The organism is Microbulbifer mixtoriginis (SeqCode), assembly GCF_052466865.1.
The window spans coordinates 4494881-4507584 of sequence record NZ_CP174293.1; the positions used below are offsets into that span (position 1 = coordinate 4494881).

Here is a 12704-nt window from a genome sequence, read left to right on the forward strand (position 1 = left end):
GGATTCACAGGATTTATAAAAATTGACTCAACAAATAAGAACGACCCTGTTAACAGGCTTTTACGAGTTGGTGAGCCAATTAAAAGGTAGCCCTGAAGCTCTGCTGATCAGTTCCCGTATTAACCCCCACCAGGTTGAGAGCCTTGATGGGTATCTGGCACTAGATCAAGTGGCTGAGCTGCTGAACAAGACCGCTAGCCAGTTGAACTGCGCCGACTTTGGACTGCGTCTTGCCTATAGTCAGGGGGCTGCCGCACTGGGTTCTCTTGGGGCTGCTGTACTACAGTCCCTTACTTTGGGTGAATTCCTTAACACAGCGATAAAACAGCTAGGCAATGCTCCCTATAATCTGCGAGTTGAACTCACAAAAAAGGGGAAACACACGCATCTAAGTTTTCTGTGTATCGATGACCTGGAAGCTCAGCTTGCCGAGGACGCTCCTCCCCCCCAGCAACAATCCCGCGAGTTTCTACTCGGTGTTTCATTGGTAGCTCTACAACACCTTTGTGGGATTAATTTTCAGCTGGAAAGTGTTCACCTAAAAACCGAGCGCCCCCTACATGACCATTACGAAAACTTCTTTGGGGTTTCCGTACACTTCGGCAAGGAAACTGATGCATTTATCCTGAATAGCAGCTCCCTGCTGCAACCTACAGAGAAATGCAATCCCAGCCTGCGTCCACTATTGAAAACCTATATCGAAGAGCTTCTGCAAAAGGGGGAAGCCAGTTTGGTGGAACAGGTGCAGCAGCTGATTTATTGCCTGATGCCTTTAAAAAGGTGCAGCCTACAAGAAGTCGCCAATCAGCTGGGTATGCACAAGCGTACTCTACAGCGCAGGCTGAGGGACCGGGAATTGGTATTTGAGGATCTTTTGGATCGCATTCGCCGGGAGCGTGCAGAGTATTATTTAAGCGGTAAACAACCCCCCATGTCCCAGATTTCGGATATGCTGGGCTATCGCGAACAGAGCTCTTTCAACCGCGCCTGTTATCGCTGGTTTGCCACCACCCCAATGCGAGTCAGACGCCAGCTGATGGCACAGATAGTAGCCCGCGAAGCCGCACAAGAGTTAGCTGAAGTCGAATAAGCGCTGCTGACAAGAGGCTTTGGCTGCGTAAACCCTGCTTCAGCTTAAGTCTCTATTTAGCTACTCTATTCAAAGCTTCTACTCATTGCACGACTTCACAATCACCACTCTATGCCTCTGCGAGCGGCAATACCGGTATTGAATGCGTGTTTTTCCGCACACATTTCGCTCACAGTATCGGCTACATCCTTGAGGTACTGCTTGGCCCCACGCCCGGTTATAACAACCGTCTGCTCCTTGGGCCGCTGCTGTATCGCCTGTACGACCTCTTCTTTGTCCAACCAGCGGTAATTCAGTGCGTAGGTGAGCTCATCTAAAACCACCAGATAAACTCGCTCATCCCGCAACGCCTCCCGCGCCTTCTCCCATAGTGCCATTGCCGCAGCTTTATCGGCCTCAAAATCCTGGGTTTCCCAGGTGAAATCAGTGCCCATTTGATGCCACTGTAACGGGTGGGCGGCGCCCATTAGAAGATTCTTTTCTCCACACTCCCAGGTGCCCTTAATAAATTGAGTCACCACGGTAGAGTAACCGAAGCCCAGGGCACGGGTGACCGTGCCCATCGCCGCAGTGGTTTTACCCTTGCCATCGCCGGTATAGAGAATCACTATGCCGCGCTCCTCCAGCGCTTTAGAAACCGCCTCATCCACAATTTTTTTACGGTTCTGCATACGTGACTTATGTCGACTCTTTTTATCCTGTGATTCTGAACTCATAAAGACCATCAAACATTTAAAGTAAAGGGAGCGTGTAGATTGCACTCAAGTGTGCGTCGTTATTCAGAGGCTTCTCACTCTGTCATTGCTAAAAATGCAGAAATAAAATCCCAAATCAGATCATCCTGCCAGAGAACATTGTGGCCACCGGAAAAAATGCCCAAGCGCGAATTGGGAATCTGCCGAAATAAAGCCCGCTGATTTTCAAAAGGGGCGACACTATCGTAGCGCCCGGCACAGATCAGCGTTTCTACCTCCAGAGTCGGTAGGCGAGCAAAAGTATCGTGGCCTTTTCTCGCCTGAAGCTGTCGAATACGGCACTGGGCTCCGTAAGGCTTGCTTGCCGCCAGTTCGCAGACCTGGCGATAATACTTATTTAAAAATGCATAGAGTGCTGATTCTGAATGTATACCATCGGCACTTTGCAGGCGGCTATCGCCTGCAGTCACCCATAGATTCACTTTTTCCTCGAGGCTCATAGCCTCAATATCGTATTGATGAAACGGGAATGAAGCGCCTCCGCGGCCTCCGGAGCTGGTTACCAATAAAACCAGTTTTCGCACCAACTGGGGATATTGCAATGCAAATTCCTGAGCGACCATGCCACCAAATGATTCTCCCAGTAGATGCGCATCCCGCCAATCGAGATGATCCATCAGTCGTTTAAGGTCTAGGGCGTAATCGGCCATATTGGGAGAATCGATGGGTGAATTAGACTGACCGATGCCACGGGGGTCAAAGGTTAAGATTTCAAACCGATTCGCCAACGGGGAGTCGAAAATAGTCGGGGCTACCCTGAGATCACTGAGGGTACCAGGGTGAAACACTAAGCGCGGGCCCCTTCCGCGAACTTCAAAATGCAATTCCACGCCATCATTACTAAATACCGCCACAAAATAGCTCCCGGAAAAAACTAGACGCTGCAATAGTAGCCGCCGGGAAGAGAAACACCGGGATTGAATCGTTAGAAGAGAGTGAACAGTGAGATAGCCCAAGGGGCTATCTCTCCAAACATTTTTATAGGCTAAATTCTATACCGGCATAAACTGCTGCGCCTGCTGTGTAATAACCCGCAACTTCGCGATAGTTCCGGTCCAACACATTTTCACCGCGTAGATTAACCCGCATATTGGGGGAGACCCGATAGACGGCATTCAGATCAACCTTACTGTAGTTCTCCAGAGCAATTCCGGTATAACCATCAATACGATCCTCAACCCGCTGCCAGTTACCACTCAGAGTCAACTTATCTCCCAGCCATTGTTGGCTGAGGCCGAAGTTAAATACCCTCTGGGGAACTCCGCCACGCTGAGCGCCTGTGAAGTCCTCTGAGTTCAGCCAAGTGCCAGTTATAGACCAATCCAGGTTGCTATTAAGGTTGCCGCCCAAGGACAGTTCCACCCCCTCAGATTGACTATCACCATCATCCTGCTCATAAGACCAGGTTGTGTAATTATAAAAAATAGCATCGCTGATCTCCTGGTCGAAGTAGGCCAGCTCAGCCTGTAATAATTGTGCCCACTGGTATTCCAGACCCAACTCATAACCACGACTGGTTTCAGCCCCCAAAGAAGCATTGGTAGTATATTCGTACGGGCTCGGAGCACGGTAACCGGTTCCAAAACTCGCGCGATACTTAAGCTGCTGATCATCACCTAGAGAAACAGGTAGAGCTGCAGAGACACGCCAGCTATTGTGATCCTCAGTCTCCAGGCTATCGCGACGGTAGCCTAGGGTATAGAAAACTGTTTCGGCGAAATCACTGTGCCACTCCGTAAAGAAGCCAGTACTTTCCAATACCTCATCGGCAAATTCTGTAGCATATTTCTGCTGTTCATACTCTCCGCCCCACAGTAGTTTTCCACTGCTCAAGGTATTGCTGCCGATATAATTTGCCTCACGAATTTCACCACTTGTTATAAATGGAAAGGCCCCAGGGCTGATACCCTCTTCGCGGTCAATCTCCTGTTGAGAAAGGCTTACTCTATGATTCCAGTTGGCAAACTGGTAATGACTACTAAAGATGAAAAATTCCTGGTCGAAGCGACTCAGGCAATCATTAGGATAATCCGAAAAACAGTTGTCGTACTCGGTCTCAGTATCCACCTTGCGGTACTGACCCTCGAGAGATAGATTTTCATTTATCTGGTAACCGAGACGTGCACTAGTGGTAAAATTATCGTAACCATCTTCCTCACCAGAAGAATCTTTTTCGGTTGCATTAAAACCATCGGTGGAATAGTCAGAAACACTCAAATCGTAGTACCAGGATTCAATGCTTCCCCCAAGGTTCGCACTGGTGTTCTGGCTTCCGTAACGACCCACCTCTACAGAGGCACTGGCGTTAACACTCTCAGCAGGCCTTTTGCTAATAATATTAATCACGCCACCGGCGCCGGCACCGTAAAGCATGCCCTGGGGCCCGCGCAGGACTTCAATACGCTCAATATCGCTAACCTGCAAGTGCTGCAATTGGGTGCTTACCTGTAAACCCGTCGGGTCGGCAATATTCACCCCATCCAGTAACACCAGGGTGCGGAAATTACTTTCCCCACGGATAAACAAGGAACTGACCTTACCCGCTCCGCCGCTATTGCTGACAGCAACACCTGGCAGAGTGCGCATCACATCTAGCAGGCTGGTATAACCCAATCGCTCAATATCGGCAGCATTAAGAATTGAAACAGAGACACCCAGCTGGCTCTTGGGCAGATCCAGACGGCTGGCAGTCACGGTGATTTCTTCCAGGTCCGCAGCCGCAGACAATAGCGGTTGCACCGCGGCAAAGACGGCAGCGGCTAATAAAGTTTTTTTCATTGTGGTTCCCCAATCTCGAACAGAAAAACGGATTGAGGGAGGGTGAGTACAATCGGTGCGCAACCCAGGCGGGCACACTGACCAGACAAAGCCCTCCGCTTTATCCTCGAGGCCGGATATAAAAACTCCGGCTTAGTGCCGAGGGCCGGTATCGGGCTTATCATTTTGTAAAGAAAAATGATTTACCGTTGCGGGGGCAGCGCCGGACTCTGTATACACATCACCGGACTTCCCGTTTACCCCAGCCAAGTGTAAATACACTGCTGGGCACCCAAAGCGGCGGCAAGTATAACAGCGTGGCTGGCGCTTCCCCAGCGAAAGTAAGACGTTAAATCCACGGGGTAATTTTCAATAAAAATCTGTTTTTCAAACACCACTAAGCCCTTACTCGCTTGCACACTTCTTTACCAAAAATCCACATTCCTTGCGCATTCCTGAACTATGTTGGCTATCAGCGGCTGGTTAAAAAACACCTCCCAGGAAGGGGGATACTGGCCGCCGCTAATCGCCCGCGCCTGCTCTTCAGTGCAGACGCTGTCCAGCTGCCTTCAATGGAGAGCACCATGTACAAGGTTTTATTATCTGTCGCCCTAATGGCCATGATTTCCTCTGCAAACGCACAGCCACGCAAACCTCCTCAGGAAGCCTTTGATGCCTGCAAGGCCATGTCGAAGGGTGATGCCTGCAAAGTGGAAACTCCGCACGGTACTCTGGAAGGCACTTGCCGCATGCCCCCTAGAGAAGAGCAACTGGTGTGTGTTCCCACAAAAATGGAAGGCCACAGACCGGGCAAAGATCGGAAAGAAAATAACGAGTAAATCATTGGGGCCCTTGCGGGCCTCGCAGTTCGAGAATGCAGTATGAAAAAGTGGCTATTAGTGGGCCTCACCTGTGTCGCCCCGGCAGCTCTGGGACACCTGCCGGAAACAACCGTGGAAGCCTGCCAAGGGTTAACCTCCGGCTCCAGTTGTAGCATCGGTCATAGTAGCGGCCAATGCTTGCGCTTATCTGAAGATCAGGCTCCGGTCTGTGTGACGGGCACATTGGCTATTGCCAGAATCCCTTCTCAAGAGCGCGCTAACGGCAGACCACCGGCGCGCAGGCATCGGGTGGTGCAGTCGGAGGGATTACAATATAGGGTTCCCGCCGACCACAGCCCAATCACCACCAGCCGCATTAAAGTCACAATCGAGGGGCCCTGGCGGGTGATTGAAGCCAACGGTATCTCCACGCATAAAACCGGTGCCTTCCCAAACTCCGGCAATCCCCACAAAATCGAAACCCAACGCTACAAATACCGAGTACCCGCAGCCCCCAAGTTGGCAAAAAAATCCACACCAGTAAGCCTGCAAAATTTTGGTATTGGCATTAACGGCGTGCCCTTTGATCCCAGCGCCGCAGAGTGGTACCTGGGTAATCGCGGCCTCTGGCGCTATGAGGCGCTCTCCGGTGCGGTTCCCCTCGGCGTTGACGACAACTACGCCCATGTACAGCCCAACGGGGCCTACCATTATCACGGTCTGCCCACCGGACTATTGGCAAGACTACAAGTCACCCCGCAGCAGCATTCACCACTGATTGGTTGGGCCGCAGATGGTTTTCCCATTTACGCACTATATGGTTATGGCGATGGCATGAATGAGGAGACTGATGTAGTAAAAATGCACTCCAGCTATCGGGTGAAATCTGGACATCGGCCAACAAGCAACAAGCAACCTGGCGGCTATTACGATGGCACCTTTGTGGCGGACTACGAATATGTTGAAGGGGCGGGCTCCCTCGATGAGTGCAATGGCCGCTTTGTGCGCACCCCTGATTTTCCCCAGGGTATCTATGCCTATTTCCTTACTGAGGAGTGGCCAATAATTCCGCGCTGCTACAAAGGAACACCCTCCGAGGACTTCCGCCGCGGACCCGCAATGGGGCGGCCACAGCCCCCGCGCAGGCGATTTGGCTGAGACAGGAATTTCTAGCCACTGGATTTTCGCAACAAATCCAGTGGTACAAAGTCTGCGATACCATCGCGCCAACGGAATTCACAACTCACCCCGTAGGCTTCGCCAATCAACGTCGGAGTCAGTACCTGTTGCGGTGTTCCCTGAGCTAACAATTCTCCATCCAGCATCAAGAGAATCCGATCGCAAAAGCGCGCCGCCAGGCTGAGGTCGTGCAGTGCCAACACCACGGTTTTGCCACTGTCGGCCAGGCTGCGGAAGTTCTGCATCAGCTGAAGTTGGTGACGGATATCCAACGCCGCAGTGGGCTCATCGGCGATCAGCAGCGGTGCCCGCCCCACTAACAGGCGGGCCAATTGCACGCGGCGCAGCTCGCCACCGGATAATTGAGTGACCGGGCGCTGGGCAAACTCCTGCGCATCGACCAATAACAACGCCTGTTGAATTCTCTGCTCGCGATCTGGCAGGCGTCCCCAAGGCAGTAAACCCAGGGCCACCATATCCGCCGCACTGAGAGACCAGGCCGGAGTTTCCGACTGCGGTAGGAAAGCCCCCAGCCTCGCGCGCTGGGATGCCGGCAATTGCCCCGCATCGAGACCATTCAGCTCAACATGACCCGCATCGGGGGACAAGACGCCCGATAAACACTGCAACAGGCTGCTCTTGCCGGCGCCGTTGGGGCCCACCACGGCGGTCAGCTCGAAGGGCTTAAAAGCACAATGGATTCCCCGCAGGACACTCTTGCGCCCTCGCTGTAATTCCAGCGCAACGCAGGCGGCCTCAATAGTTGTCTCACTAGCCATATTCACAACCACTGCCCCCTGCGCGCCGTCAAAATCAGCCAGAAGAAAAAAGGTGCACCGATAAAAGCGGTGACCGCGCCAATGCGCAGCTCCTGCGCGCCGACAAAATTAATCACCAGAATGTCTGCCAGCAGCAACAGCAGCGCTCCAGCTAAAGCGCTGATCCACAGTAAACGGGCGGGGTCCTGGCGCACCAGAGGGCGCACTAGGTGCGGCACCACCAATCCGACAAAACCGATGGTGCCAGCTACTGCCACGGCACCACCCACGGCACTGGCGATGCCCAGCAAAATAAGAAAGGGATAGGCGCGGCTCTGGAAACCCAAGGAAGCCGCACTGTCTTCACCCAAGGCCAGCGCGCGCAAATAATTGCGTGTGAAAAACAGGCACAGCACCCCCACGGCCAAAAAGGGCAATGCCAAAAACAGTTGGTCCCAGCCGCGATTGGCCAGCGAGCCCATCAACCAGAACACCACCTCCTGCATGGCGAACATGCTCGGTGCATAGTTAAGCGCCAGTGCAATCAGTGCAGATAAGAAGGCGTTAATAGCCACCCCCGCCAACACCAGCCGCCCGGCACTGGCGCCGCGCCCCGCCAGCAACCACACCGCCGCCGCCGCGCTAAAGGCACCGCCGATAGCCAGAGCCTGCAACAGCCAACCGGATTTCCAGGCGGCGCCGTAATAAAGAAACAGTACCGCCGCCAAAGCTGCACCGCTGGAAACACCTAGCAGCGCCGGCTCCGCCAGGGGATTGCGCAACATCCCCTGCATGGCGGCGCCGCCCATCCCCAAGGCAGCGCCCACCAGTATTGCCAACAGGGCACGGGGCAGTCGCAATTGCCACAGAATCACCGCATCGCTGCTCTGGCCACTCCAGCCCTCAGCCAGCGCATTGGAAAGGTCCACCGAAACCGGGCCACTGCCCAGTGCCCCGAGCAGGGCCAGCGGCAGGGCCGCCAGTAATAACAAAACCGCGTTTTTATTGTACAAGCGCTTCCCTCTTATCCATCAGCTGTTGCAGTGTATCCACCACTGCCAGTACCGGGCACAGGCTCAGCTGCTTCGGCAGGGTATAGGTGCGGCCGCTATCGATATAGCGCTGAAGTACCGGGTGGCGCGCGGCCAGGTAAGCCAGTGCGAAATGCTGCTCGCTGCCATAGAACACCAACAAATCCGGTTGCAGAGCAATCACCTCTTCCAGGCTGATCCGTGCCAGTCCCTGAGTGGTGGCGAGATTGTCAAAACCGGCGCGCTGCAGCAACTGGTGCTCCAGCATGCCGCTGCCGTAAGTGATGTTATTGGCAGAGAGAATCACCGCACTGGCGCGCTGTTTAGCAGCGGGCTGATCGAGTAGTTGTGCCAACGCGCGTTTCTGCTCTTGCAGCGAAGGAAGCGGGCCCAGTACGGCTTGCAAAGCACCGAGTTGTTGTTGCAACTGCTCCAGACTGTAGGCATCGGGGATGGTCACCACATTCATACCCAGTGCCTGCAGCCGCTCAGCCGCACGCTGGGCACCGTACTGCCCGGCAAGCACCAGATCTGGCTTTAATGGCAGCAGCTCCTCGGCGCGGGCGCGATTGAGCTGAACGTGTTCGGGAATCGGCAGGGAGCGATACTGTTCGGCGGCGGACAGCCAAGTCAGGGAGGCAATATCCGCAGGTTGTGCCCAGTTCAGCAGTACTTGGTCCAGACACAGGTTCAACGAAGCAATGCGCTCATAGGCCTGGACTTTCGCGGCCAGAATGAACACTGCACCGAGTAATAGTTGCCAGCAGAGAAGATGACGCCTGGACGTGCGGGTACTCATCCGACTCAGCTCATGTCGATCACGGCGAGGGCTTCCGCCAGGGTTTTTACCGAGTGCATTTCCATACCCTCGATATCGTTTTTCAGGCGATTGGCGGCGGGCACTATCGCTTTGCGAAAACCGTGCTTAGCGGCTTCGCGCAGGCGCTCCTGGCCCGAGGGCACGGGGCGGATCTCACCGGAAAGTCCCACCTCACCGAAGACCACCAGATCCCGCGGCAACACCCGATTGCGAAAGCTGGAAACAACTGCTAGCAAAAGAGTCAGGTCGGCACTGGTTTCCATTACCTTGACGCCGCCTACCACATTGATAAACACATCCTGATCGCCGACCAAGACGCCGCCATGGCGGTGCAGCACCGCCAGCAGCATATTCAGGCGGTTCTGGTCGAGGCCCACCGCTACCCGGCGCGGATTACCGAGGCTGCTGTCATCCACCAGTGCCTGCAGTTCCACCAGCAGCGGACGGGTGCCCTCCCACACGGAAGTCACCACCGATCCCGCGGCAATCTCCTCGGCGCGCTGCAGGAAAATAGCGGAGGGATTAGAAACTTCTTTAAGGCCCTGCTCGGTCATGGCAAATACCCCCAGCTCATTCACCGCTCCAAAGCGGTTTTTATGGGCACGCAGGGTGCGGAAGCGAGAGTCGTGAGTACCTTCGAGCAATATGGAGCAATCAATAATATGTTCCAGCACCTTGGGGCCTGCCAAACTGCCGTCTTTGGTGACATGGCCCACTAAAATCAGCGCAGTACCAGTCTGCTTGGCGAAGCGGGTCAGGTAAGCAGCACTCTCACGCACCTGGGCTACCGAGCCCGGAGCGGACTGCACATCGCTCATATGCATCACCTGGATAGAGTCCACCACCATCACGCGTGGATTGACTTCTTTTGCCGCCAGGCAGATGCGCTCCACATCAGTTTCACTGAGGAGCTGCAGGGAATCAGTGGGCAGGCCCAGGCGTTTGGCGCGCATAGCCACCTGCTGAAGAGATTCTTCACCGGTGATATACAGCGCCGGCATTGAAGTAGCGAGGTGACACAGAGTCTGTAGCAATACCGTGGATTTACCGGCCCCAGGATGACCGCCGATCAGCACCACCGAACCCGGCACCAAACCACCTCCCAGCACTCGATCCAGTTCCGAGGCGGAAGTGGGAATACGCGGCAGCTCACTCAGGTCGATTTCCGAGAGCTTCTGCACCTTGCCAGCACCGGCGGCGCCGGCATAGCCACTCTGGGCATCGGTGAAATTGGCCGCGCGGCTGTCTTTGTGCTCCGGCCCCAAACGCACTTCAGAGAGACTGTTCCAGGCACCACAAGCACTGCACTGCCCCGCCCACTTTGTATAGTCAGCGCCACATTCATTGCACACATAGGCAGTTTTGCGTTTAGCAGCCAAGGTTATTCCCCCAAAGCGTCACCCAGTCAAATTGGCGCACAGTTTACCCCTTATCTCCCTTCAACGGGCAGCGCTTAACAGACAGATATGACTCTCCTTTACCCAAGTGGTGTATTGGCACTTTTTCCCACTTTCTCTGGGGTCTGCGCGATTGATCTAGATCAATTCTTCGTATTTTCACCGGGCTAATATCCGGCGCGTCTCGCCTCCTCCTATAGGCAGAGTCATTACAACATCACCGACTACTCAAAACAGGAAGTAAATATGTCGTCTATTACTCTTCGCAGTGCGCTTCTCGCACTCGTCATGGCCTCGACGTCCGCCCTGGCAGCAGATCACGAAGTTAAGATGCTGAACCAGGGCAAGGACGGCATGATGACTTTCGAACCCGCGTTCCTAAACGTTGCAGTGGGCGATACTGTCACCTTCCTGCCCACCGATATGGCACACAACAGCCGTTCCGTACTCTCCCCAGCCGAGGGCGACAGTTGGAATGGCGGCATGGGTGAGAAAGTCAGTGTGACCTTGAATAAGGAAGGCGTTTACCTGTACCAGTGCGATCCGCACCTGCCCTTGGGCATGGTCGGTGTAATTCAGGTAGGCCAGGCCGGCAACCTGGAAGATGCCAAGAAACACGCTCAAGGAATGAGTGAACGTATCGCCGTCAACAAGGAGCGCCTCAGCCAGTACCTTGACCTAATTAAATAAGAGAGGCCGCGGCGTGGACATTTTATTTGAGCAAGGCCCTCACCTGGTTGCGCGTTTCTGCGATCTGGTTAAAGAACAGAATGGCAGCGATGGAGTGCAGGCCAACCAGTTTGTGATTCGCCGCGGCACCCAAGGTGCGCTAATTGATCCCGGCGGTGATCTCACCTACACACCCCTAACCATTGAACTCAGCCGCCACCTGAACCTGAGCGATCTGGAATATATCCTGGCCTCGCACCAGGACCCGGACATCATTGCCTCACTGCCACGCTGGATGCTGCACTCGCGCTGCAAGGTAGCGGTATCCAAACTGTGGTCGCGCTTCCTGCCCCACCTAGTGTCTGGCTTTGTCGCCTCGCGTGCCGGTAGTGAACGTTGGCAGGACCGTATCATTCCCATCAGTGACAAGGGCGAGGTGCTGCCTTTTGCCGACAGCGAAATCTGGGCCCTGCCCGCACACTTTATGCACTCCTGCGGCAACTTCAGTTTCTACGATCCGGTTAGCCGCATCCTGTTTTCCGGTGACGTGGGCGCCTCTCTCGGTGGAGAGGAGGGCGAAGTCATCGATTTTGATGCGCATATTCCATCCATGGAAGGTTTCCACCAGCGCTATATGGGAGGCAACTGGGCCTGTCGTCTGTGGGTGAAAATGGTGCGAGAACTGAACCCAGCCATGATTGTGCCTCAACACGGCGGGTATTTTGCCTCTGAGGAAGTTAAGGGAGGCTTCCTGAGCTGGTTGGAGCGATTGGAATGTGGACCCGATCTGCTGCGACATCAGGACTATCGCTTGCCGCTGAGGAAACCCTAAAGACCTGTCTAAAGGACAGTCTTTACAAGCGATAACCCTGTAGGCTCCGAATCAATACAGGCATAAAAAACCTAGGGAGAGCGGGACGCTTTCCCTTAACCTCCTCCAACCTCCCGCTGTGCTTGCGCCCCCTGCTGCCCACACATACACTGACCGACATACTTCTCCTGGCCTGCTTTATGTACATTGCCTACCTTCGCACCTTGTTGCTGATACTGCTGTTGGCCTTTGCCGGCCTGGCATCGGCCGTGCCCTGTGCGGAACCTGCAGATATGCTGAGCATGGATATTAGCGAACAGGGCCACTGCGAAGCCGATAAAGCCGATGATTGCCACAGTGAGCACCGCGGTGACTGTGGTATCGAATGCGGCTGCTGCCCGGGATTGAGCAATAGCCTCGCCGTAATCTCCGCCAATATCCCGAATTTTTCGCGGCCAATTTCCCTGGCAACAGCTTACACAGTATTTAAACCTTCCCCCGACCCGGAAAGCGCCCTGCGGCCTCCTATTGCCACCTGAGCCTCGGCTCCAGCAGTAAACTTCGCCGATAAATCTTTTTTGCCCGCCACTAGCTGCACCTATGCTGCACTGACGAT

General features: G+C 54.4%; 13 protein-coding genes and 1 riboswitch. Of the genes, 6 read left to right on the forward strand and 7 right to left on the reverse strand.

Features of this window, described 5'->3' with window-relative positions; translation table 11 throughout:
• Nucleotides 1-22: 22 nt before the first annotated feature.
• On the forward strand, nt 23-1090 hold the full coding sequence (locus tag ACJJJA_RS20225) for an AraC family transcriptional regulator (protein WP_444903199.1): 1068 nt from the start codon (nt 23-25) through the stop codon (nt 1088-1090).
• Nucleotides 1091-1191: 101 nt separating this feature from the next.
• Here ACJJJA_RS20225 and cobO read toward each other — a convergent pair whose 3' ends face one another.
• From cobO to ACJJJA_RS20240, 3 genes are all read right to left on the reverse strand, one after another.
• Entirely contained in the window at nt 1192-1806 is a 615-nt protein-coding gene (gene cobO, locus ACJJJA_RS20230) for a cob(I)yrinic acid a,c-diamide adenosyltransferase (RefSeq protein ID WP_444903200.1), read from the reverse strand.
• 74 nt (nt 1807-1880) lie between these two features.
• The gene (locus ACJJJA_RS20235) at nt 1881-2699 is read right to left on the reverse strand and encodes an alpha/beta fold hydrolase (RefSeq protein WP_444903201.1); all 819 of its coding nucleotides are present in this window, start codon (nt 2697-2699) and stop codon (nt 1881-1883) included.
• A gap of 124 nt (nt 2700-2823) precedes the next feature.
• Complete coding sequence (locus ACJJJA_RS20240; protein ID WP_444903202.1) at nt 2824-4623, reverse strand: TonB-dependent receptor plug domain-containing protein; 1800 nt, start codon at nt 4621-4623, stop codon at nt 2824-2826.
• A gap of 126 nt (nt 4624-4749) precedes the next feature.
• Nucleotides 4750-4913, reverse strand: a riboswitch (cobalamin riboswitch).
• 273 nt (nt 4914-5186) lie between these two features.
• On the opposite strand from ACJJJA_RS20240, the gene ACJJJA_RS20245 reads away from it, so the two are divergent.
• Nucleotides 5187-5441, forward strand: coding sequence for a hypothetical protein (locus ACJJJA_RS20245; protein ID WP_444903203.1), 255 nt, complete (start codon nt 5187-5189; stop codon nt 5439-5441).
• A gap of 42 nt (nt 5442-5483) precedes the next feature.
• Nucleotides 5484-6581 (forward strand): YHYH protein, encoded by a 1098-nt coding sequence (locus ACJJJA_RS20250; RefSeq protein ID WP_444903204.1) that lies wholly within the window; start codon nt 5484-5486, stop codon nt 6579-6581.
• Nucleotides 6582-6592: 11 nt separating this feature from the next.
• Here ACJJJA_RS20250 and ACJJJA_RS20255 read toward each other — a convergent pair whose 3' ends face one another.
• The 4 genes from ACJJJA_RS20255 to radA are packed head-to-tail and all read right to left on the reverse strand — an operon-like array spanning nt 6593 to nt 10590.
• Nucleotides 6593-7381 carry an ABC transporter ATP-binding protein gene (locus ACJJJA_RS20255; RefSeq protein ID WP_444905265.1) on the reverse strand — a complete coding sequence of 263 codons (789 nt, stop codon included), beginning with the start codon at nt 7379-7381 and terminating at the stop codon, nt 6593-6595.
• A 2-nt stretch (nt 7382-7383) separates the two neighbouring features.
• Complete coding sequence (locus ACJJJA_RS20260; RefSeq protein WP_252083381.1) at nt 7384-8373, reverse strand: FecCD family ABC transporter permease; 990 nt, start codon at nt 8371-8373, stop codon at nt 7384-7386.
• The gene (locus ACJJJA_RS20265) at nt 8363-9190 is read right to left on the reverse strand and encodes an ABC transporter substrate-binding protein (protein WP_444887242.1); all 828 of its coding nucleotides are present in this window, start codon (nt 9188-9190) and stop codon (nt 8363-8365) included. The genes ACJJJA_RS20260 and ACJJJA_RS20265 overlap by 11 nt, the downstream gene beginning before the upstream one ends.
• A gap of 5 nt (nt 9191-9195) precedes the next feature.
• On the reverse strand, nt 9196-10590 hold the full coding sequence (gene radA, locus ACJJJA_RS20270; protein ID WP_444882823.1) for a DNA repair protein RadA: 1395 nt from the start codon (nt 10588-10590) through the stop codon (nt 9196-9198).
• Nucleotides 10591-10854: 264 nt separating this feature from the next.
• Here radA and ACJJJA_RS20275 point away from each other — a divergent pair, with 264 nt between their 5' ends.
• The 3 genes from ACJJJA_RS20275 to ACJJJA_RS20285 all read left to right on the forward strand — a co-directional run bounded on the left by ACJJJA_RS20275 (nt 10855) and on the right by ACJJJA_RS20285 (nt 12627).
• Entirely contained in the window at nt 10855-11298 is a 444-nt protein-coding gene (locus ACJJJA_RS20275) for a pseudoazurin (RefSeq protein ID WP_444889350.1), read from the forward strand.
• Nucleotides 11299-11311: 13 nt separating this feature from the next.
• Nucleotides 11312-12109 carry an oxygen-binding di-iron domain-containing protein gene (locus ACJJJA_RS20280; RefSeq protein WP_252083385.1) on the forward strand — a complete coding sequence of 266 codons (798 nt, stop codon included), beginning with the start codon at nt 11312-11314 and terminating at the stop codon, nt 12107-12109.
• 179 nt (nt 12110-12288) lie between these two features.
• Nucleotides 12289-12627, forward strand: coding sequence for a hypothetical protein (locus tag ACJJJA_RS20285; protein ID WP_444903205.1), 339 nt, complete (start codon nt 12289-12291; stop codon nt 12625-12627).
• The last annotated feature ends 77 nt before the right edge of the window (nt 12628-12704 follow it).

Bases quoted from the DNA above. Each gene is read 5' to 3' on its own strand.
- ACJJJA_RS20250 (WP_444903204.1), top strand. From the start codon at position 5,484: ATGAAAAAGTGGCTATTAGTGGGCCTCACCTGTGTCGCCCCGGCAGCT.
- cobO (WP_444903200.1), bottom strand. From the start codon at position 1,806: ATGAGTTCAGAATCACAGGATAAAAAGAGTCGACATAAGTCACGTATG.
- ACJJJA_RS20265 (WP_444887242.1), bottom strand. From the start codon at position 9,190: ATGAGTACCCGCACGTCCAGGCGTCATCTTCTCTGCTGGCAACTATTA.
- ACJJJA_RS20245 (WP_444903203.1), top strand. From the start codon at position 5,187: ATGTACAAGGTTTTATTATCTGTCGCCCTAATGGCCATGATTTCCTCT.
- ACJJJA_RS20285 (WP_444903205.1), top strand. From the start codon at position 12,289: ATGTACATTGCCTACCTTCGCACCTTGTTGCTGATACTGCTGTTGGCC.
- ACJJJA_RS20275 (WP_444889350.1), top strand. From the start codon at position 10,855: ATGTCGTCTATTACTCTTCGCAGTGCGCTTCTCGCACTCGTCATGGCC.
- ACJJJA_RS20255 (WP_444905265.1), bottom strand. From the start codon at position 7,381: ATGGCTAGTGAGACAACTATTGAGGCCGCCTGCGTTGCGCTGGAATTA.
- ACJJJA_RS20240 (WP_444903202.1), bottom strand. From the start codon at position 4,623: ATGAAAAAAACTTTATTAGCCGCTGCCGTCTTTGCCGCGGTGCAACCG.